The following is a 19,188-nucleotide window of genomic DNA, read 5'->3' as shown; positions in this document are numbered from 1 at the left end:
CGAGGATCAGACGGCGACGGCGGCCTTGATGTGCGGCCAGGATTGGTAGTCGTTCAGCACGAAGTCCGACAGCTCAAAGCCGAACAGGTCGGTCTTGTCCGCCACCGTCAGGGTCGGCAGGGGCAGGGGGCGCGGCTGAGTTGAAGCTCTGCCTGCTCCAGATGGTTCAGATACAGGTGGGCGTCGCCGAAGGTGTGGACGAAGTCGCCCGGCTCCAGCCCCACGACCTTGGCCAGCATGTGCGTCAGCAACGCGTAGGAGGCGATGTTGAAGGGCACGCCCAGGAAGACGTCGGCCGAGCGCTGATACAGCTGGCAGCTCAGCTTTCCGTCGGCGACGAAGAACTGGAACAGGCAGTGGCAGGGCGGCAGGGCCATGTCGTCCACGTCGGCCGGGTTCCAGGCGCTGACGATGTGGCGGCGGCTGTTGGGGTTGGTCTTCAGGCCGTGAACCAGCTTGGCGATCTGGTCGATGCTTTGGCCGTTCGGGGCGGCCCAGGAGCGCCACTGCTTGCCATAGACGGGGCCGAGGTCGCCCTCGGCGTCGGCCCATTCGTCCCAGATGCTGACGCCGTTGTCCTTTAGCCAGGCGATGTTGGTCTCGCCGCGCAGGAACCACAGCAGTTCGATAAAGATCGACCGCGTGTGCAGCTTCTTCGTCGTCAGCAGGGGAAGCCCTTGGACAGGTCGAAGCGCATCTGACGTCCGAAGACGCCCAGCGTCCCCGTGCCGGTGCGGTCGTCGCGCCGCACGCCGTTGTCGAGGATGTCCCGCAGCAGGTTCAGATACTGCCATTCGGGATGGTCGGCGGGCGCGGCCGCCGTGCGGGCTTGCAGGTCTGCGATCTGGACGGCGGCGTTCATGCCATGAGGATGCCGCTGATTCTCTCCGGAGGGCAGGGGCCTGATTCTCTTGCTCACAGAAAGAGAAAACGCCCGCTGACGGATCAGCGGGCGCCCTCGGTTTTTAAGCGTTCGGCCGTTACTTGCCGGGCGCGAGGCGTTCGTTCTGGACCCAGCCGACGTTGTCGTTGTCGTCCATGACCTCCCACCAGGCGCCGTCGCGCTGGCCGGTCGGATAGAGGCGCAGGCCGGCGGGCAGGGCGCGCACGACCGAGCCGCCGTTCGGGGCCGAACGCAGCGTCGACGCCGTCTGGACCGTATAGCTCTGGATCGGGGCGGACTGGGCCGCCGAGCCGCCTTCCAGGCCGCCCATCTGGGTCACCATGTCGGTGTAGGCCTGTATGAAGGACTGGGCCACGATGCGGCCGATCTCGGTGTTTTCATAGCTGCCGCCGCCCAGGGCGCCTGCGCCGAAGCCTGCGGCGCCGACGCCCCAGCTCAGGTCGCGTTTGGAGGCGTAACCTTCGGTCACCAGCTCGGTTTCCGAAGTGCGGACGTTGGTCAGCGACAGGACGGTGTTGGCTTCCATGCTGCGCGTGCGCAGGCCGCCGACGAGGGCGCCGGCGCGCCCGCCCAGCGCCGCGCCGGCCAGACCGGCCAGGGCGTTGCCGCCGCTGTTGGCGTTCTGGCTGGCGATTTCGCCGACCAGCACATAGTCGGCCGCGCGCACCTGGCCGCCGCCGACGTTGGAGCCGCGCTGCAGGTCGCCGCCTGCGGCCATCTCGCGTTCGCGCTGGGCGACGCTCATGCCGGCGCCGCGATCGACCAGGGTGAAGCAGCCCGAACGCTGGATCACGACGCGCAGCAGGCTCTGCGGCGGCGACAGCTGCAGCTCGCGCCAATAGTCGGACTGGCCGTCAGTGATGGTGATGGAGCCGAGGCTGGACCGGCAGCGCGGGATCTGCGCCATCTGCGCGTCCTGGGCGCGCTGCGCGCCGCTGCGCGCCTGGGCCAAGGATGCGCTCGGCAGGGCCAAGGCGGCGATCGAGACGGCGAGGGCCGGGGCGATAAGATAGGTCTTCAAAACGTGATCTCCTGGTTTCGCTATCAAGCTTCACGGCCCTTGGCGCCGACACGCGGCGGGCGCGAACGCCGTAGCAATACGGTGAAGCTAAGGGAACCTTGTTTATTGAGCGTCGACCAATCGGTCCTGCGGCAGCCAGCCGATGTTGTCGTCAGCGTCCAGAACCTCGACCCATTGGTCATCAGACTTTCCAGTCGGGAACACCGCCGCCCCCGCCGCCAGGGGGCGAATGGCCTCGCCGTCTGGAGCCTTGCGCAGCACCGTCGGCAGGGCCAGTTGACGGCTGGCCAGGCTCTGCGCTGCGTCGGTGCGGCGACGGAGTTCGTCTTCCCGCCGGATTTCTTCGCGCAGGCGGCGTCGTTCTTCTTCGCGCGCGCGATCGAGACGCTCCTGCTCGCGGCGTTCCGCCTCGGCCTTGCGAGCGGCTTCGGCCTCGCGCTCGGCGGCGGCGGCGCGCACAGCCTCACGGTTGGCGAGCGTGACGTCCGGCGTCTGCGCGCCCGTGCCTCCAAGGCTGGTCACCAGATCGGCGTAACCGCGCACCAGGGCCAGGGCGATCACCTTGCCCTCATCCTGGCTTTCATAGCCGGCGCCGACGCGGCCGCCGAAATGGTTGTCGCGGATACGAAGGCGGCGCAACTCGTCCTTGTTAGCCACGGCGCGCGTAGTGCCGACGGTTTCAGCCAGAGGCACGCTGGCCAGAGAAAAGACGATCTGGGCGTCTTCCTTGCCGCGACCGATGTCCTTTTTCAGGTCGCGAATTCGCTCAACCGTATTGGCGTTCAGCGCCTGGGCTGGGGCGGCCTGAGCGCCCTTCGGGCCGCCGAGCGCGTTGCCGGCCATATTCATGGCCGCATTCATGGCCTGCATCTGCAAGGGATTAAGCCCGGCCTCGGCGCCTAGACCGCCCAGACCACCGAGACCTCCGCCCAGATCGCCGCCCGTGGCCGCCGCCAGGCCGGCCGTGAGCAGGGCGCGCCCGCCGACCGCCGCCAGCGAGCCAAGTAGACCCGACCTGCGGTCGCTGTCGGTCGATTCAATGGGGTTCGCCAGTTCGGCGACCAGGACGAAGTCGGCCGTGCGGACGCGCGCGGCGCCGCCCAGGCTGCGCTCGCGCTCGACCAGATCCATCCCGGGCCCGCGCTCGATTAGGGTGAAGCAGCCGGAATCGCGAATCACGGTGCGCAGCAGTTCCGTCGGCTCCCCCAGCCCCATCTGCTCGAACAGGACGCCCTGGGTTTCGGCGATCGCCACGGTTCCCAGATTCTGGGTGCAGCGCGGCGCTTCGTTCACGACCTGAGCCGTTTCAGCGTTGGATCGGCGGTTGAAAATCTGCGCTTCAGCCGGGGACGCCGAGACGGCGAACAGGGCCGAGGTTGCCGTCAGGGCGAGCGCGAAACGATACATGATGAACAGGCCGATTGTGAAAAACCGGCCCGCCCTTAGCTTTGCCGTTGCTGCAAAGCAATCGACGTCTAGCCGGAAAAGCCCCTGCGCTGAGGAAGGCCGCCTCCTCTGCGGATGTCACGCGGCCCAGACAGTCGTTCCTGTGCGGGAAGCGGCCGAACCGGGCGATGATGTCCCGATGAATCACGGCGAACTTGTACGTTTGCACTTCGGTCGCTTCATCCAGCAGAGCCAGAAGGTGGTCCTGATCCTCCAACGACTCGGAGTGCATCAGAGGCATCAGCATGAAGGGGCGCAGTTCCGCCGCGACCTGGCGATCATGTCCGCGCTCAATCGCTTTCTTGGCGAAGGCGACGGCCAGGGGGTCGGTTGCGAACATGTGGGCGGTGTCGCGAAAGGCGTTTCGCGGCAACTGGTCCAGCAGGATGATCAGGGCCAGGGCGGCGTCGGGCGTCTCCAGCCAATGATCCAGCTGGCGCGCGGCGGCGGCGAAGTGGCTGTCGCGGCCCAACTCGGTGAAGGCGCGGTCGAAGGCGGCGTCCTTGGCGAACCATTTTTCGGGGCCGGCCTCGGTCCAGAAGGCGACGACTTCGGCGGGGGTCAGAACTTGGGTCATGCCGCCAGCCTAGCAGCAGCGCGCCAGCGGGCGCGACCTTGCAACAGCTCTGACTTCGCAAATAGAGAAAGAAATGGTCGGAGTGGCAGGATTCGAACCTGCGACCCCCGCGTCCCGAACGCGGTGCTCTACCAGACTGAGCCACACTCCGACTTTACGCAATCAGGCGAGCCGTGGCCGCCGCTTGCGTCGAGGAGGGGCTTATAGCCATGCCGACCGGCCCTCGCAAGCGGGTAAATGAGCCTCCGGAAAAAACTCTTGGCCCGATGAAAATTCTTTCCTTTTCAGGTGTTGCATCCCCCGAAACCTTGGCGTATCTGACCGCTCCTCGCCGGGACGCACTGCGCCGGCGGGAACACCGGACCGCTGGGGAATGGTGTAATGGTAACACTACGGTTTTTGGTACCGTCATTCTAGGTTCGAGTCCTAGTTCCCCAGCCACCGTCCGATAAGGGTAGAGCGCATCACGCGCCCCCTTCGGGGCTCAGGTTTTACATCGGGTTTTACAGTTGATCTTCTGTTCCGGGTCTCCTGGAGCCGCGCGATCGTGCTCAGGCCGATGGCCTCTCCCGTTACATAACGCCGCGCGATCTCCTTCACGCGGTTGAACTCTCAGCCCAGGATCGTGGCGACATCATCCAGCGGCAGGCCTGCACGGACGAGTTGGTGGCGGCCGTGCCGCGCAGATCGTGGAAGCGCAGACCCTCAAGGCCGGCGCTGGACCTGCCAGACCGTTTCGCCGCCTCATCCGCCTCAAGGCGGGCGCGCCTCACGCCGCTATCCAGGCCGTTGCCGGGCGGCGTCCAGGGCAGACCATCCGACGTCTGCAGGACGGTCGGGCATTCGCCGCGATCCAGATCATCCAGCACGGCCCTGACATGCGTTGAAACCCACACGGTGGCCTCGTCTTGCGCCCTGGCTGCGCGCGGCGTCGGCGTGGCTATCGTCAACGAACGACTGGCGCAGGCCTATGTGCGCGATCAAACCGTGCTGGGTCGGTTCCATTCAGACATTCTGCATGAATACGCCTTCGTGGTGTCCAGCAGCGTCAAGCCGTCGCGTCTGGCCGAGGAGTTTCTTAGACTGCTGCCACCGGCTCAAGAACCGGCTGTGGACTAGCTTGGGGGCGATTTCGGTCCGTAGGTTTCATGCCGAAATCGGCCTGGTTAATCACAATCAGGCTGGTGAATCCGCGATTGCCTAGAAGGGCTGGGAAAGCAGGGGGGCCGTCGGGTCATGGCCCCCCGCCCGATCTTGGGCCCCCGCTCGTGTCCGGGGCGCACTTGATTTATGCGCTGCAGAGCTAGGCGACCCAAATCAGACGCTGCTTCACCCGGACCGGCACGATAGGCGGAAGAGGTGCTTAACGCCGGGTTGCGTCGGCGATCAGGGCGCGTCCGCGCTCTACAGCAGCTTGGGTAGTCAATGTCCCTGCATTGATCTGGTCCGCCAGATCCATCAGAGGGGCGCTGGTGACGGCGCCGGTTTCAGCGACCTCCTGAACATGGACGCCTCCGTCGCGTGCGATCACGGCGTCCCATGCGGCGCGGACCTCGGCCCAATAGTCCTTGGTCGCGGCCCAATAGTCGTCGCCGGGCTTGGGCTCGAAGGCCGTCGAGGCGTCGTAGGTGTTGACCACGTCTTCCTGAACCACGGCCTGAGGAACACCGCCGTTACGCCCGGTCATCTTGACGTTGTCTTGAATGTGGACCCAGCCGCCCGGACGGATAACGTGGCGATTGGTCCCAAGATAACGGTCATAGACCGGGTTGCGCACGGCGTCGCGACGGGCCAGCGGACGCCAGGTCGGGCCGGACGTCCACACGGTCATGCCATTGTCGTAGCTCCAACGTCCAACGCCGCCGTAGCGGGGCGAATCGTCGGTTTGCCAGACGGTCTGGGACCAGGCGCCGTGACGCTCTTCGGCCGACACAGGAGTCAGGGTCCACTGGTTCGGTCCGGCGTAGGTCAGCACGGTCTCGGGCTGATGGGCCCAGTCCTGACGCCAGTGTTTGACCAGTGTGGTCTGGCCCTCGTGATACATGACCAGGATGTGCTGAAGGCTGATGCGATCGCCGGTGTCGTAGACGACACGCACGATCTCGGTGCCGCCAGACCGCTTGGGCTCGAGCGGCTGATAGTCCGCCTGCAGACCGACCGTCTCGCGCATGTCGAAACGCACGCGATAATCGCCGACCTGGGCCAGGATGGCCTGACGGTCCTGTTCAAAGGCGCTGGCGGGCGCCTGGGTCTGGCCTGTCACCGGCGAGGCGGGCAACGCCTGGACAGCCGGGGCGCCGGTCAGAAGGGCGGCCGCGATCAAGATTGCGCGCATGGGGGCTCCATTGGTTTGCGAAGGACGGGGTTCAGCTGGCGCTTCCGGGGCATGGTCGAGCTCACAGGCGCACGCTCAGAGACACGCCGACGTTGCGGCCGGGCTGGGTAAAGGCGTCCAGCGTCGCCGGTCGGGCGCCGACGGCCGGGCTGTTCAGACCGTGCACGTCGCTCCACCAGGCGTATTTCTCGTCAAAGACGTTGAAGGCGCCGGCGCGCAAAGTGGCCCGTTCGGTCACGTTCCAAAAGGCGGTGACGTCCAGCAGGGTGAAGCGCTCGCCCGGCCAGCACAGGCCGCCGCCGCATTCGTGGTTCGACTTCCTGTCGGACCAGGTGACCGTGGCGCTTCCGCCCCAGACGCCCGAGGGGGCGGTGTAGTTCAGCCCGCCGACCAGCTTGATCGGATCCACGCTGGTCAGGGCGCCGCGCTTGCCGTCCGTCTCCTGCTCGCCATCGGCGAAGGAGGCGGCGACAATGGTCGAGAAGCCGTTGTCCCAGTGAATATCGCCGCGCGCTTCCAGGCCCCAGATCTCGACCTTGGTCAGGTTGACGTACTGATAGATCAGCGGATCGACGCCCGGCACGCCGGTCCCGCTCACCACGACCTGATTGATGAAGTCGTCGTATTCCGTGCGGAAGGCCGTAGACTGCAGCGAAAGGGCGCCGCCGAAGGCTTCCAGATTGCGGAAGCGGAAGCCGCCCTCGATGCTCTCGCTGGTTTCGGGCTTCAGGTCGGGATTGGGGATGGACTCATAGCCGAACACCGGGTTGGCGAAGAAGTTGTTCACCTGCATCGGCGAGGGCGCCTTGAAGCCCTGGGCGTAGTTGGCGAAGACGCCGAAATGATCGTCGACCCAGTAGATGGCGCCGATCTTGGGCGACAGATGGCTGTCGCTCTGCCCGTCGGCCGGGGCCGGGAACAGGGCATCGGCCTGCGGCGTCAGCTCATACCAGTCGTAGCGCAGGGCCGGGATGATGCTGAGGCGGCCGCCCAGCAGATCAATCTCGTCCTGGATGAACAGGCCCGCCAGGTCGAACTCGGTCTTGGGGAAAGGCCGGGCGGGGAAAGGCTCGCCCATGGGCGGGACCGTGCCATCGCGGATGCCTTCTTGAGTGGTGCGCGACCAATCGGCGCCGAAGGTGACCCGGTGACGAACGGCCTCGCCGCCGAAGCTCTTGGAACCCTGCGCCGCCAGGCCCAGACGGCGTTGTCGAAGGTCACGTCGCGGGTGCGGTCGACCGCTGGCGTGCGGTCCTCATAGGTGAACTGGCGCGTGGTCGAATCCTGCCAGAACGCGGCCACAGAGCCGGAATCCAGACCTAGGACGTCGTCGAAACGCCAGTCGAGGCTGACGCGATCGCGCTGGGTCTCGTCATGAGCCGTCAAGCCGACGACCGTGGCCGAATAACTGCTCAACGCCTCGCCATCCATGTCCTGATCGAAGTGATCGTAGGTCAGGCGCAAGGTGTGATGGTCATTCACATCCCAGACCAGCTTGGCCAACACGGCGTTGGAGGCGAAGTCCTGGGGATTGGGCTGGGTTCGGGCCGCGCCGACGCCGCCGGTCTCAGCCCTGTTCTCGGTCTCTTGAGCGTCGCGGCGGGTGTAGGCCAGCAGACCCGAAAGGGCGCCGCTGCGTCCGGCGAAGGCCAGCCCCTCGGTCCAGCCCTCATCAGCCGAACTGTAGCCGACACGCGCACGCACGCCGAAGCTGCGGCCCGCTTCGATGAAGTCGGAAGGATCCTTGGAGGTGAAGCTGACCGCTCCCGCGATGCCGTCTGAGCCATACAGAGCGGAAGCCGGACCGCGCAGGATCTCGACCGACTTGACCAGATCCAAGTCATTATAGCCGCCGCGTCCGACCGCCTGGGCGCCGAAGGCGAAGCCGTCCGGCACCCTCACGCCGTCCTGGACGATCAGGACGCGGTTGCCGCCCATGCCGCGGATGGTGAAACCCAGATTGCCGTCCCGCCCGGCGCCCGACAGGGCTGCCGAGAAGCGGGCCGGACTGGTCGGAACGCTAACGCCCGGCTCGAACCGGATCAGGTCCTTGATGTCCGTGACGAGGTTGGTCTCGATGTCTTTTGCGGTGATGACGCTGACGCTGGCGGGCACCTCGTCGACGCGTCGTTCGGTGCGAGTGCCGACGACGGTGACCGGAGCCACCCGCACCGGCTGATTCAGGTCGATCTCAAACCCGTCCTCCGCGCTGGCCGGCAAGGCGGCCCCGAGAGCCGCGGCCCCGGCGGAAATCATCAATAGCGAACGCATAGGCGGCACCCCGTTTGAAAGAGGCCTCGCCTTTAATGCGAAAGATTATCAGAATCAATAGCACTATTTCTATTTGGCTAAGCACTCTTAGGCGGTGGCATGTGGCAGCGTGTTCCGCATTCGCTCATGTCGACCGGACAGCGCTACCTTTGCACCGAAACAACAATTCCGCCGATGAAGTCATTGATTTTAAAGGAACCGGAAGTTGCCCGTTTTCCTGCCTAACAGTTGATTCGGCATCACTCAGTCTCGGACTTCCAAATGGAAGGCCGAGTTCGGCGGGCTCGACGTGTCGAGGCTCGGCGGCTGTGAAAGGCGTGTATCGAGTTGTTGAACCGGCTTGGGTGATCGTTGGGTCGACGCCCGGCCTTGGACGGTTCTGTCGATCTCGTCAGGTCGCCGACGTAGCGCGGGTTCCCTGACGAAGGTTCGTCAGGACATGAACCAGTCAACCCTCGAGACATCAGCTCACGACGGGGGCATGAAGCGGGATGGGCGCGATCCTCCGGTTCTGAAGGCCACTGGATCGCTAGACGGGCCTGGAGGTCTCCAGGAGTTTGACGGCGCGTCTGAGCTCGGCATCGTCGAGGCTGGCGAAGCCGAGCCGGAAGGCGTTCATTTGGCCATCCTCTTCTAGGCAAAGCTGGCCGCCATGTGTCAGCAAGAGACCCGAGCCCTCCGCGGCGGCGGCCCAGGCCGAGGCGTTGATCGACGGATGAACTTTCACCCAGAGAGCCAGTCCCCCTGCGGGACGATCGAAGGCGACGGCGTCGCCGAGCCGTGCAGTGAGTTCATCCGCCAGATGGTCGCGGCGCTGTTCGTAGACCTTTCTCGCCTTGCGGGCGTGACGGCCGAGATCGCCTTCGTCGATCAGCTTGGCGAGAGCGGTTTCCAGGAGGACATCGCCTTGACGATCAATCGCTTCGCGCAGATCTTTCATTCTTTCCAACAAGGCGGAGGTTCCGGTGGCGTAGCCTATCCTCAAGGCAGGAGCGAGCAGTTTTGACACCGAACCGATGTGTATTATCCGGTCTTCAGCCTGCGCACGCGCCGCCATGGGCAGAACCGGCCGGCCTTCGAAACGGTATTCGTGGTCATAGTCGTCTTCGATCAGCGTCAGTCGGCGCCGGCGCGCAATGTCGAAGAGCCGCAGGCGGCGCCCTGCGCCAAGAGTCACGGTGGTGGGATACTGGTGATGCGGCGTCAGATAGATCGCGCGGATCCTCGGGTCCTGGTCGAGCAGGCTCTCCAGGCGGTCGATATCCAGGCCCAGGCCGTCCACAGGAGCGCCCACGACGCGGGCGCCCGCGGCGCGAAATGACTTCCAGGCCATGGGATAGCCCGGGTCTTCGACGGCGACCGCTTCACCTGGCCTGAGAGCGGCGCCCGCCACGAGGAAGAGCGCCATCTGACTCCCACGCGTGACCAGGATGTCGTCGGCGCCGACAATCAGGCCGCGTTCCGAAGACAGATAGCGGGCGAGGGCCGATCGCAGGGGCGCTGCGCCGCGAGGATCGCCATATCCCGTCAGCATTCTCAGCCCTGAGGCGGACACGGCGCGGCGGAAGGCGCGCGCCAGTTCTGCGCCAGGCATCAGCCGGGCGTCAGGCGCGCCGTCGGAGAATTTCAGGGGAGGCAGAGCGGTTCGCGCTTCGATCGGTGCAGCCCGGGCTTTGGCATGCCCTGCCCAGCTTCGGGCGCCCAGGTCCGGCAGGTCCCTTGCGACAAATGTGCCGCGGGACGCCTCGGAAACCAGCCAGGCCTGAAGCACCAGCTCCTGATAGGCGGCGTCGACCGTATTCCGGTGCACGCCGAGCGTCCCAGCGAGAGCCCTCGTCCCCGGGAGACGATCTCCAGGCTTGAGCCGGCCACGTTCAATCTCGCGGATGATCGATTCCGCAAGGTTGATGAAGATGGGCCTGGAGGCGTCTTCTATCAGCTCAATGACGACGGTGCTGCGCGCCATAATCCGGCCTATCAGGTTTCGAAATAGCGGCACTTATCACGGGGCCGTTTTGCCGGTTATCCCAGCCGCTCTCCCATTCAGCAACACCGCTGCGGGACCAGGAACACGGGAAAGCGTCATGTCCGGGAAAGCTGTTTTCTATCACGCAGGATGCACCGTCTGCATTGATGCCGAGAGGGGCTTCGTGGGCGCCCTGGACCCGGCCGCCTACGCTGTTGAAGTGGTGCATCTTGGAGAGACGTCCGAGCGCCTGGCGGAGGCCGAGGCCGCCGGCGTCAAGTCGGTGCCCGCCTTCGTCATCGACGGCGCCGTGTACCACATCAATCACGGCGCGGATCTCTCGGCCCTGCGCGGGTGATCTGTTCGGCTACGCTTCCTTCCCCCGAAGCGCGGCCGCTGGGCGGGCGGCCTCCTCTCGTCAAGCCGCCCGCCTCTTTTTGTCAGACGGAGACGGCATGACTTCCGACCTTGCGACGCGGGCTCTGGACCCGCAACTGGCCCAAGCCCTGATGCAGGAGCGCCAGCGCCAGCAGGACAGCATCGAATTAATCGCGTCCGAGAACATCGTCAGCGCCGCCGTGCGTCAGGCGCAGGGCTCGGTCCTGACCAACAAATACGCTGAGGGTTATCCGGGCCGCCGCTACTACGGCGGGTGCGAGGCGGTCGACATCGCCGAGAAGCTTGCCATCGAACGCGCCTGCACCCTGTTCGACACGGCCTACGCCAACGTCCAGCCGCACTCGGGCGTCAACGCGAACCTCGCCGTGCTGTTCGCCCTGATCAGGCCGGGTGACCGCATCATGGGGCTGGACCTGGCCTGCGGCGGTCACCTGACGCACGGCTCGCCGGTCAGCCTGTCGGGCCAGTGGTTCGAGGTCAGCGCCTATCGGGTGCGCGAGGACGACGACCTGATCGACTATGACGACATGGAACGGCGCGTCCTTCAGGATCGGCCGCGCCTGATCTATGCAGGCGGCTCGGCCTATCCGCGCCGCATCGACTTCGCCCGGATGCGCCAGATCGCGGACAGGGTCGGCGCCTGGCTGGTGGCCGATGTGGCCCACTACGCCGGGCTGATCGCGGCGGGCCTCTATCCCAATCCGACGCCGCACGCTCATGTCACCACCTCGACCACGCACAAGACCCTGCGCGGCCCGCGCGGCGGTCTGATCCTGTGCAATGATCCAGAGCTGGCAAGGCGCATCGACAAGGCCGTCTTCCCCGGCACCCAGGGCGGGCCGCTGATGCACGTCATCGCCGGCAAGGCGGCGGCCTTCCACGAGGCGCTTCAGCCCGATTTCGTTGAATACTCCAGGGCGGTGATCGAGAACGCCCGCGTGCTGGGCCAGACGCTGGCGGACGGAGGCCTGCGCCTCGTGTCGGGCGGAACGGACTGCCATCTGGTGCTGGTCGACCTGCGCCCCTTCGGCCTGACCGGCAAGGCGGCGGTCGAGGCGCTGGAGGATCACGGCCTGATCGCCAACAAGAACTCGGTCCCCTATGACACGGCCTCGCCCATGGTGACGTCGGGGCTGCGGCTGGGTTCGCCGTCCTCGACCTCGCGCGGGTTCGACGCCGAGGCGTTCCGCACGGTCGGCGGCATGATCCTGACCATCCTCAAAGGCCTGCGAGACGGCGATCTCGACAGCGCGGCGGTGAAGGCGCAGGCAAGAGAACTGACGCGGGCCTGGCCGATCGCCGGACCGGCGCTGACGCCCGCCTAAGGAGGTTCTGAAGGCGCGTGCGGGTCATCTCGATTCAGAGCCAGGTCGTCTACGGCCATGTCGGCAACAGCGCGGCGGTCCAGCCGATGCAGGCCATGGGGCTGGAGGTGGCGGGGGTGCCGACCACCCTGCTGTCCAATCACCCGCACTATCCCACCATGCGCGGCCGGATTCTGGAGACGGAGCTGGTCGCCGACCTGCTGCTGGGGGTCGAGGAGCGCGACCTGCCGATGACGGCCGGGGCGGTGGTCACGGGCTATATGGGCTCGGCCGCCAATGCGGCGGCGACGGCGGGCTTCCTGCGGCGCTGGAAGGCGGAGAATCCGGCCCTGCTGCACATCTGCGACCCGGTGATCGGCGACGATGATCTGGGCGTCTTCGTCGCCGAGGGCCTGATCGAACAGTTCCGCGACGCGCTGACGCCGATGGCCGACATCATCACCCCCAACCAGTTCGAACTGGGCCGACTGGTCGGCGAACGGCCTGATACGGTCGCGGGGGTGATCGAGGCGACGCGCATCCTGAGCGCGCGCGGCACGGGGCGGGCAGTGGTGACGGGCTGCGTCCTGACCGACACCGCGCCAGGCGAGGTCGAGACGGTGGCCGTCGAGGGCGGCGTCGCCCATCGCACCTCCATCCCCCGCATCCCGATCCGGCCCAGCGGCACGGGCGACCTGTTCACCGCCTATCTGACCGGCTGGCTGATGCGCGGCGAGGGGCTGGCCGAGGCCGCCGCCCGCGCCACCGCCGGGGTCCAGACCGTTCTGCTGCGGACCCAGGCGGCGGGCGCCTTCGAGATGCGCCTGACCGAGGGCTAAAAGCCCTCAGTCGAAGCTGGCGACGGCGGCGATCACCCGATCCTGCACGGCCTCGTCCAGATAGGCGCTCATCGGCAGGCTGATGACCCGTTCCGCCTTGGCCTCGGTCACGGCCAGACCGCCGGGGCCGACCGGGTGCTGGCGATAGGCGGGCTGGCGGTGCAGGGGGATCGGGTAATAGCCGGCGGTGGGCACGCCTTCAGCCTTCAGATGGGCGGCCAGGGCGTCGCGATCGTCATGCTCTACGGTGAACTGGGCCCAGACCGACCGGCCGCCGGGAATGACCACCGGCGTCGCCGCCACATGACCGGCAAGCCCCTGCACATAGTGCTCGGCGATGCGGTCGCGGCGCTCGATCTCGTCCGGGAAGATCTTCAGCTTCTCCAGCAGGACGGCGGCCTGCAGGGTGTCCAGCCGTCCGTTCATACCCAGACGCGGGTTCAGATACTTGGGGTCGTGGGTGAAGCCCTGCGCCGCCGCATCCGCCGCCGTCGCCTGTCCGTGGACTCGCAGGGAAACGAGGTGGTCCATCAGGGCCGCCTCCTTCATCAGCACGGCCCCGCCGTCGCCATAGGCGCCCAGCGGCTTGGCCGGAAAGAAGCTCAACGTCGTGGCGTCGGCCCAGTGGATGGGGTGCTGGCCGTTCAGGGTGCAGCCGAACCCCTGAGCCGAATCCGCGATCAGCTTAATGTCGTATTGCTGCGCGATTGCCGACAGGGCGGGATAGTCTGCGGGCTGCCCGAACAGGTCCACGGCGATGACGGCGCGGGGTTTCAGCACGCCCTCGCGCTCAACCGCCTCGACGGCGGCGCGCAGGTGGTCGGGGTCGATCGTCCAGGTGTCGGGACGGATGTCGATGAAGACGGGCGTGGCGCCCGCCAGCGCCACCACCTCGGCCGTAGCCGCAAAGGTGAAGGCGGGGCAGAAGACGGCGTCTCCCGGCCCCACGTCCCACGCCATCATCAGCAGCACCAGTGCATCCGTCCCGTTGGAGCAGGACAGGGCGTGCGGCGCCTGTCCGAAGTCGCACAGGGCGTGTTCGAAGGCGCCGACCGCCGGACCCATGATGTACTGGCCGCTGGCGGCGACCTCCAGCAGGGCGGCGTCGATGGTCGCGCCGATGCGGCGGCGCTGGCTGAGAAGATCGATGAAGGGAATGGTCACGCGGTTACTCCGGGGAGTGGAGGAAAGTCAGGCCCAGTCGGCTCAGGCCCAGTCGGCTCAGGCCCAGTCGGCTCAGGGCAAGACAGCTCAGGCCAGACCTGGCCAGTAGTGCCCGTTCGGCGTCGGGCGCGGGCCGAAGATGGCCTGGCCGACGCGGACCACGGTCGCGCCTTCGCGCACGGCCAGTTCGTAGTCGCCGGTCATGCCCATCGACAGGCCGGTGATGCGCGCATCGATGCGCTCGGCCCTGTCGCGCAGGGACCGCAACAGGGTGAAGCAGGGCCGCACCCTGTCCGGGTCCTCACTGAACACCGCCAGCGTCATCAGCCCCTGCGGCTTCAGCCGGGGAAAGGCTTCCAGCCGTTCGATGAAGTCCAGGGCATCATCGGGATGCAGACCGAACTTGCTCTCCTCGCCCGAGGTGTTGACCTGGACATAGACCTTCATGTCGCGGCCGTCGGTCTCCAGCCGCTTGTTCAGCACCTCGGCCAGCTTGAGACTGTCCAGCGCATGAAACTCGTCGGCCAGACGGGTCAGGTATTTGACCTTGTTCGATTGCAGGTGGCCGACGACGTGCCAGCGCATCGACAGGTCGGCCATGGCCTCGGCCTTGTCGCGGGCCTCCTGTAGCTTGTTCTCGCCGAAGTCGGTGACGCCCGCGGCCCAGGCCAGACGCAGGATCTCGGCCGGAACCGTCTTGGTGATCGGCAACAGACGCACGCTGTCGATCGGCCGTCCGACCTGTTCGCAGGCGGCGGCGATGCGGCGATGGACCAGCGCCAGATTGGCGGCGAACCGCTCGCGCGGGTCAGCACCGAAGCGTTCGAGGTTTTCAGGCGAAAGGGTCACGAAACATACTCCCGACACAGGCGGCGGCCCAGCCGCGCGATGACTTCATAGTCGATGGTCGCGCCGTCCCGAGCCAGTTGTTCCGGCGTGCGATTGGGGCCCAGAAGTTCGAGCTGATCGCCCGCTTTCAACGCATCGGGCGGCAGGTCGCTGATGTCCACGACCAGACTGTCCATCGAGATGCGCCCGACGAAGGGCAGCAACCGCCCCTTGAATGCTGCGCCGCCGGTGGCCGACAACTGACGCGGCCAGCCGTCAGCATAGCCCACGCCGATGGTGGCCAGACGCATTCCCTTCGCCGCCGTGACGGCCCAGCCGTAGCCGACGCCCGCGCCCGCAGGCACGGCGCGGGTCTGGATGACGCGGCCCGTCACCTCGACCACCGGCTGCATGGCCTTGGCCGAGGGCGAGGCGTCCAGACCGAACAGGGCGGCCCCGATCCGGCACAGGTCATAGTGATAGTCTTCGCCCAGCCAGCACCCGGCCGAGTTGGCCAGCGAGCGCGCAACGCCCGGCGGCGCGTGGGCCAGAATGCGCTCGAAGGCCTGACGCTGGCGCGCATTGCCCGCGTGGCCGGGCGTGTCGGCGACGGCCAGGTGGCTGAGGATCAGGCGCGGTTCGATCCAGCGGATCGGGCCATGGGGGTCAAAGGTCCAGGCGGCGTCCTCGGGCGGCAGGCCCAGCCGCGACATGCCGGTGTCGAACTGGATCGCCGCCGCCAGCGGCCGCCCGACCGCCCGGCCCAGACGCGCCCAGTCCTCCATCTGTTCGCGGCTGTTCAGCACCGGGATCGCTCCGGCGGCGAGGGCGGCGTATTCGGCGCCCGGCGCCAGACCGTTCAGCACGAACAGCTCGGCGTCGGCGGGCAGGACGCGGCGCAGATTCACCGCCTCGAAGAGATGGGCGACGAAGAAGGCGCGGCATCCGGCGTCATAGAGGGCGGGCGCGATGCGGGCCGCGCCTAGACCATAGGCGTCGGCCTTGACCACGGCGGCGCAGGCGGCGGGCGCGATCCTGTCCCGCATGGCGCGATAGTTGGCGGCGACGGCGCCTAGGGACACGCGAATGCGGCCGCCGCCATGGTCGGATCGGCGGGCCGGCTGGTCGGTCGGGAACAGGGCGAGGGCAGGCAAGGGACGGAAGCTTTCACGGCGTCGGCTCACCGCCGACCTCTGCACCCTAGCCAGCGCCGCCCCGGCCATTCCCCGCCACGTCGGCGCAGATCGTCAGACCGCTTTGTAAGCGTCGATCACGCGGGGAAGATTTTCGCCAGCCGTTCGACGGCGGCGTCGATCTCGGCCGGGGTCGAGGCGGCGAAGCCCATCAGCCAGCCGGGGCGGCCCGCGCCCGCGTCGTGCAGGGGCGTCAGGCCGGTCAGGTGGACGCCGACGCGCCGGGCCGCGCGCACCGTTTCGGCCTCGTCTAAGCCGTCCTTCAGGAAGCAGGGCATCTGCAATCCTCCGGCGGGCCGGTCAGGCGTGACGACGTGGGACAGACGCGCCGTAACCGCCGCCTCCAGCGCATCCAGCCGTTCCTCATAGACGCCGCGCATAGTGCGGACATAGGCGCCGAACCGGCCGTCCTCGATGAACCGCGCCAGCGTCAACTGGGACACCGAGGCGGTGAAGCCGTCCATCAGGCTGCGGGCCGCGACCATCGGCTCGACCAGCCGGCGCGGCAGGATCAGATAGGCCAGCCTCAGCCCCGGAAACAGCGATTTGGTGAAGGTGCCCAGATACAGGGTCCGGTCGTGCGGGTCCAAACCCTGCACACAGGCGGTCGGCCGCCCGGCATAGTGGAACTCGCTGTCGTAATCGTCTTCCAGAATCCAGGCGTCATGCTCGGTGGCCCACTGGATCAGGGCCAGACGCCGGTCCAGCGACAGGGTGCGCCCGGTCGGAAACTGGTGCGAGGGGTGACGAACACCGCCCGCCCGTCCTCACGCCGGGCCAGCAGGTCGTCGGTGCGCAGCCCCTGCGCATCGACCGCCACGGGCAGGCGTTCCAGCCCCGCCGCGTCCATGGCCCTGGCGGCGCCCTGATAGGCCGGGTCTTCGATGAAGACGCCGTCGCCGGGGTCGGCCAGCACCCGCGCGCACAGGGACAGGGCCTGCTGCGAACTGGTCAGGACCAGGATCTGGTCGGGGTCGGCGCGCGCCCCGCGCTCGAGATTGGCGTATTCGGCGATCGCGCGGCGAAGGCGCGGATGCCCCTGCGGATCGCCGTGATGCAGGGCGGCGGCGCCTTCCTCGCGCAGGGTCAGGCGGTGCAGCCGGTCCCACTGGGCGAAGGGAAACAGCCGCGTCTCCGGCACGCCGGGCGAGAAGGCCAGAGGGGCGTAGGGGTCGCGCAAACGGCCGCTGTCGGCCATCGCCTGTCCGCGCCTGCTCAGGGTCGGCGCCGTTTCGGGTTGCAGGGCGGGACGGCGACCCGCCGGGCGCAGCACCCCGCGCTTCAGGCCCAGTTCGGTCAGTTCGCAGACGAAGCTGCCGCTGCCGACGCGCCTCTCGATGAAACCCTCGGCGTGAAGCTGGGCATAGGCCGTCTCGACCGTATCGCGCGACACGCCCAGCGACCGGGCCAGAGTGCGCGACGAGGGCAGGGGCCGCCCCGCCGTCAGCGACCGCTCCACGATCAACTGGCGCACGGCGCGCTGGATGCGGGCGTGCAGGGGCAGGCCGGACTGGGCCGGGTGGTCCATGAAGGCCTGGACGGAGTCCAGCTGGGCGCGCTTCAGCAATGGTCTGCGGCTTCTTTCCAAAGTGGCCGGAATGGCCCAGCCAATGCAGCGCTAGGTGTCACGCCCCCGGCGGGATGGCAATGTCGCCGCCCGTCCTGTGATGGGATTTGATGTCATGGGCGCTTTCGATTTCGCCGACTTCTTCAGCCGCGATCTGGACGACCTGAAGCAGGAGGGCCGGTATCGCGTCTTCGCCGATCTGGAGCGGCTGTCGAAAGGCGCGCCCTACGCCTGGGATCATCGGCGCGGGCGGACCATCACCATCTGGTGCTCGAACGACTATCTGTCGATGGGCGTCCATCCCGAGGTGGTCGAGGCGGCGCAAAATGCGATCCGCACTTATGGCGCGGGCGCGGGCGGCACCCGCAACATCTCGGGCACCAGTCACGAGCACGTCCTGCTGGAACGCGATCTGGCCGATCTGCACGGCAAGGAGGCGGCGCTGCTATTCACTTCGGGCTATGCGGCCAATGACGCGGCCCTTTCGACGCTGGCCTCGCGCCTGCCGGGCGCGGTGATCTTTTCCGACGCCCTGAACCACGCCTCCATGATCGAGGGCATGCGCCGCTCGGGCGTGGAGAAGCACATCTTCGCCCACAACGACTGGCGCGACCTGGACCGGTTGATGAGCGGTGTCTGCAGCTACCGGCCCAAGCTGGTCTGTTTCGAGAGCTGCTATTCGATGGACGGCGACTTCGCCCCCATCGCTGCCATCTGCGACGTGGCCGAAAAACACGGCGCCTTCACCTATCTGGACGAGGTCCACGCCGTGGGCCTGTACGGCGCGCGCGGCGCCGGCGTGGCCGAACGCGACGGCCAGTCGCACCGCATCAGCATGATCCAGGGCACGCTCAGCAAGGGATTCGGCGCGATGGGCGGCTATGTGGCGGGTGATGCGGATGCGGTCGATTTTGTTCGCAGTCATGCGCCAGGCTTTATCTTCAGCACCGCCCTGCCGCCGTCGGTCGTGGCGGGGGTGCGCGCTGCGCTGAAGCATCTGAAAGCCGACGGCGGACCCCGGCGAGCCCTGGCCGCGCGGGCCAAGTCCATCCGCGAAGCCATGGTCAGGATGGGCTTGCCGGTCCTGCCCAGCCCCAGCCACATCCTGCCGGTGATGATCGGGGACGCGGCGACGGCGAGGCGCGTGACGGACCGGCTGATGGAGGATTTCGGCGTCTATATCCAGCCGATCAACTTCCCGACCGTTGCGCGCGGAACCGAGCGCCTCAGGGTCACGCCCACGCCTCTTCATGCCGACGAGCACGAAGAGCAACTGCTGGAGGCGCTGGTCGAAATCTGGCGCGATAACGCCGAGTGGCGACGCTTCTCAGCGATGGCGATGCGCCAGCTAGAGACCGTCTGACGCGGCCCGCG

17 protein-coding genes, 2 tRNA genes and 2 pseudogenes are annotated in these 19,188 nt (G+C 67.2%); 6 read left to right on the top strand and 15 right to left on the bottom strand.

The window, feature by feature from the left end:
- Positions 1 to 6: 6 nt before the first annotated feature.
- The 5 genes and pseudogenes from V8F63_RS14505 to V8F63_RS14485 form a co-directional block, all read right to left on the bottom strand.
- Positions 7 to 862, bottom strand: a pseudogene (locus tag V8F63_RS14505) (thymidylate synthase).
- 118 nt (positions 863 to 980) lie between these two features.
- A complete protein-coding gene (locus V8F63_RS14500) occupies positions 981 to 1,925 on the bottom strand; it encodes a CsgG/HfaB family protein (protein WP_025977471.1) in 945 nt (314 codons plus the stop codon).
- A 102-nt stretch (positions 1,926 to 2,027) separates the two neighbouring features.
- Entirely contained in the window at positions 2,028 to 3,332 is a 1,305-nt protein-coding gene (locus V8F63_RS14495) for an SH3 domain-containing protein (protein WP_134581170.1), read from the bottom strand.
- A complete protein-coding gene (locus V8F63_RS14490) occupies positions 3,265 to 3,948 on the bottom strand; it encodes a DUF924 family protein (protein ID WP_392353822.1) in 684 nt (227 codons plus the stop codon). Before V8F63_RS14490 ends, V8F63_RS14495 begins: the two co-directional genes overlap by 68 nt.
- 74 nt (positions 3,949 to 4,022) lie before the next feature.
- A tRNA-Pro gene (locus tag V8F63_RS14485) sits at positions 4,023 to 4,099 on the bottom strand.
- Positions 4,100 to 4,315: 216 nt separating this feature from the next.
- Here V8F63_RS14485 and V8F63_RS14480 point away from each other — a divergent pair.
- Positions 4,316 to 4,389: transfer RNA gene (locus V8F63_RS14480), tRNA-Gln, on the top strand.
- 155 nt (positions 4,390 to 4,544) lie between these two features.
- Here V8F63_RS14480 and V8F63_RS14475 read toward each other — a convergent pair.
- Positions 4,545 to 4,844 carry a hypothetical protein gene (locus tag V8F63_RS14475; RefSeq protein ID WP_167349617.1) on the bottom strand — a complete coding sequence of 100 codons (300 nt, stop codon included), beginning with the start codon at positions 4,842 to 4,844 and terminating at the stop codon, positions 4,545 to 4,547.
- A 1-nt stretch (position 4,845) separates the two neighbouring features.
- Here V8F63_RS14475 and V8F63_RS14470 point away from each other — a divergent pair, with 1 nt between their 5' ends.
- The gene (locus V8F63_RS14470; protein ID WP_392353820.1) at positions 4,846 to 5,067 is read left to right on the top strand and encodes a hypothetical protein; all 222 of its coding nucleotides are present in this window, start codon (positions 4,846 to 4,848) and stop codon (positions 5,065 to 5,067) included.
- A gap of 244 nt (positions 5,068 to 5,311) precedes the next feature.
- Here V8F63_RS14470 and V8F63_RS14465 read toward each other — a convergent pair whose 3' ends face one another.
- The 4 genes and pseudogenes from V8F63_RS14465 to V8F63_RS14450 form a co-directional block, all read right to left on the bottom strand.
- Positions 5,312 to 6,283, bottom strand: coding sequence for a DUF6607 family protein (locus V8F63_RS14465; protein ID WP_392353818.1), 972 nt, complete (start codon positions 6,281 to 6,283; stop codon positions 5,312 to 5,314).
- A gap of 61 nt (positions 6,284 to 6,344) precedes the next feature.
- Positions 6,345 to 7,478, bottom strand: coding sequence for a TonB-dependent receptor (locus tag V8F63_RS14460; RefSeq protein ID WP_392355107.1), 1,134 nt, complete (start codon positions 7,476 to 7,478; stop codon positions 6,345 to 6,347).
- 626 nt (positions 7,479 to 8,104) lie between these two features.
- Positions 8,105 to 8,539 (bottom strand): annotated as a pseudogene (locus V8F63_RS14455) (TonB-dependent receptor plug domain-containing protein); the annotation flags it as partial.
- A gap of 544 nt (positions 8,540 to 9,083) precedes the next feature.
- Positions 9,084 to 10,520, bottom strand: a complete 1,437-nt coding sequence (locus V8F63_RS14450; protein ID WP_392353817.1) for a PLP-dependent aminotransferase family protein — start codon at positions 10,518 to 10,520, stop codon at positions 9,084 to 9,086.
- A 184-nt stretch (positions 10,521 to 10,704) separates the two neighbouring features.
- Between V8F63_RS14450 and V8F63_RS14445 the strand changes: the two genes are divergently transcribed.
- The 3 genes from V8F63_RS14445 (at position 10,705) to pdxY (ending at position 13,062) form a co-directional block, all read left to right on the top strand.
- Positions 10,705 to 10,878, top strand: coding sequence for a thioredoxin (locus V8F63_RS14445; RefSeq protein ID WP_392353816.1), 174 nt, complete (start codon positions 10,705 to 10,707; stop codon positions 10,876 to 10,878).
- Positions 10,879 to 10,975: 97 nt separating this feature from the next.
- Positions 10,976 to 12,244 carry a serine hydroxymethyltransferase gene (gene glyA / locus V8F63_RS14440; RefSeq protein WP_392353814.1) on the top strand — a complete coding sequence of 423 codons (1,269 nt, stop codon included), beginning with the start codon at positions 10,976 to 10,978 and terminating at the stop codon, positions 12,242 to 12,244.
- 17 nt (positions 12,245 to 12,261) lie between these two features.
- Complete coding sequence (gene pdxY / locus V8F63_RS14435) at positions 12,262 to 13,062, top strand: pyridoxal kinase (protein ID WP_392353812.1); 801 nt, start codon at positions 12,262 to 12,264, stop codon at positions 13,060 to 13,062.
- Positions 13,063 to 13,068: 6 nt separating this feature from the next.
- Here pdxY and V8F63_RS14430 read toward each other — a convergent pair whose 3' ends face one another.
- From V8F63_RS14430 to V8F63_RS14410, 5 genes are all read right to left on the bottom strand, one after another.
- A complete protein-coding gene (locus V8F63_RS14430; protein WP_392353810.1) occupies positions 13,069 to 14,226 on the bottom strand; it encodes a DegT/DnrJ/EryC1/StrS aminotransferase family protein in 1,158 nt (385 codons plus the stop codon).
- Positions 14,227 to 14,313: 87 nt separating this feature from the next.
- Positions 14,314 to 15,075 carry a YggS family pyridoxal phosphate-dependent enzyme gene (locus V8F63_RS14425; RefSeq protein ID WP_312447478.1) on the bottom strand — a complete coding sequence of 254 codons (762 nt, stop codon included), beginning with the start codon at positions 15,073 to 15,075 and terminating at the stop codon, positions 14,314 to 14,316.
- Positions 15,072 to 16,208, bottom strand: a complete 1,137-nt coding sequence (gene alr / locus V8F63_RS14420) for an alanine racemase (RefSeq protein ID WP_392353808.1) — start codon at positions 16,206 to 16,208, stop codon at positions 15,072 to 15,074. The genes V8F63_RS14425 and alr overlap by 4 nt, the downstream gene beginning before the upstream one ends.
- A gap of 116 nt (positions 16,209 to 16,324) precedes the next feature.
- A complete protein-coding gene (locus V8F63_RS14415; protein WP_392355106.1) occupies positions 16,325 to 16,933 on the bottom strand; it encodes a PLP-dependent aminotransferase family protein in 609 nt (202 codons plus the stop codon).
- A complete protein-coding gene (locus tag V8F63_RS14410; RefSeq protein ID WP_392353807.1) occupies positions 16,933 to 17,814 on the bottom strand; it encodes a PLP-dependent aminotransferase family protein in 882 nt (293 codons plus the stop codon). The genes V8F63_RS14415 and V8F63_RS14410 overlap by 1 nt, the downstream gene beginning before the upstream one ends.
- A gap of 115 nt (positions 17,815 to 17,929) precedes the next feature.
- Between V8F63_RS14410 and hemA the strand changes: the two genes are divergently transcribed.
- On the top strand, positions 17,930 to 19,177 hold the full coding sequence (gene hemA, locus V8F63_RS14405) for a 5-aminolevulinate synthase (protein ID WP_392353805.1): 1,248 nt from the start codon (positions 17,930 to 17,932) through the stop codon (positions 19,175 to 19,177).
- The last annotated feature ends 11 nt before the right edge of the window (positions 19,178 to 19,188 follow it).

It is taken from the genome of Brevundimonas sp. LF-1, assembly GCF_037055305.1.
In the GTDB taxonomy this organism is placed as follows: domain Bacteria; phylum Pseudomonadota; class Alphaproteobacteria; order Caulobacterales; family Caulobacteraceae; genus Brevundimonas; species Brevundimonas sanguinis.
This window is presented reverse-complemented; position numbering and strand designations above follow the sequence as displayed.

What these genes read in the sequence shown, in the direction of transcription:
- V8F63_RS14450 (WP_392353817.1), bottom strand. Translation starts at nt 10,520, where the DNA reads ATGGCGCGCAGCACCGTCGTCATTGAGCTGATAGAAGACGCCTCCAGG.
- hemA (WP_392353805.1), top strand. Translation starts at nt 17,930, where the DNA reads ATGGGCGCTTTCGATTTCGCCGACTTCTTCAGCCGCGATCTGGACGAC.
- V8F63_RS14465 (WP_392353818.1), bottom strand. Translation starts at nt 6,283, where the DNA reads ATGCGCGCAATCTTGATCGCGGCCGCCCTTCTGACCGGCGCCCCGGCT.
- V8F63_RS14490 (WP_392353822.1), bottom strand. Translation starts at nt 3,948, where the DNA reads ATGACCCAAGTTCTGACCCCCGCCGAAGTCGTCGCCTTCTGGACCGAG.
- V8F63_RS14495 (WP_134581170.1), bottom strand. Translation starts at nt 3,332, where the DNA reads ATGTATCGTTTCGCGCTCGCCCTGACGGCAACCTCGGCCCTGTTCGCC.
- glyA (WP_392353814.1), top strand. Translation starts at nt 10,976, where the DNA reads ATGACTTCCGACCTTGCGACGCGGGCTCTGGACCCGCAACTGGCCCAA.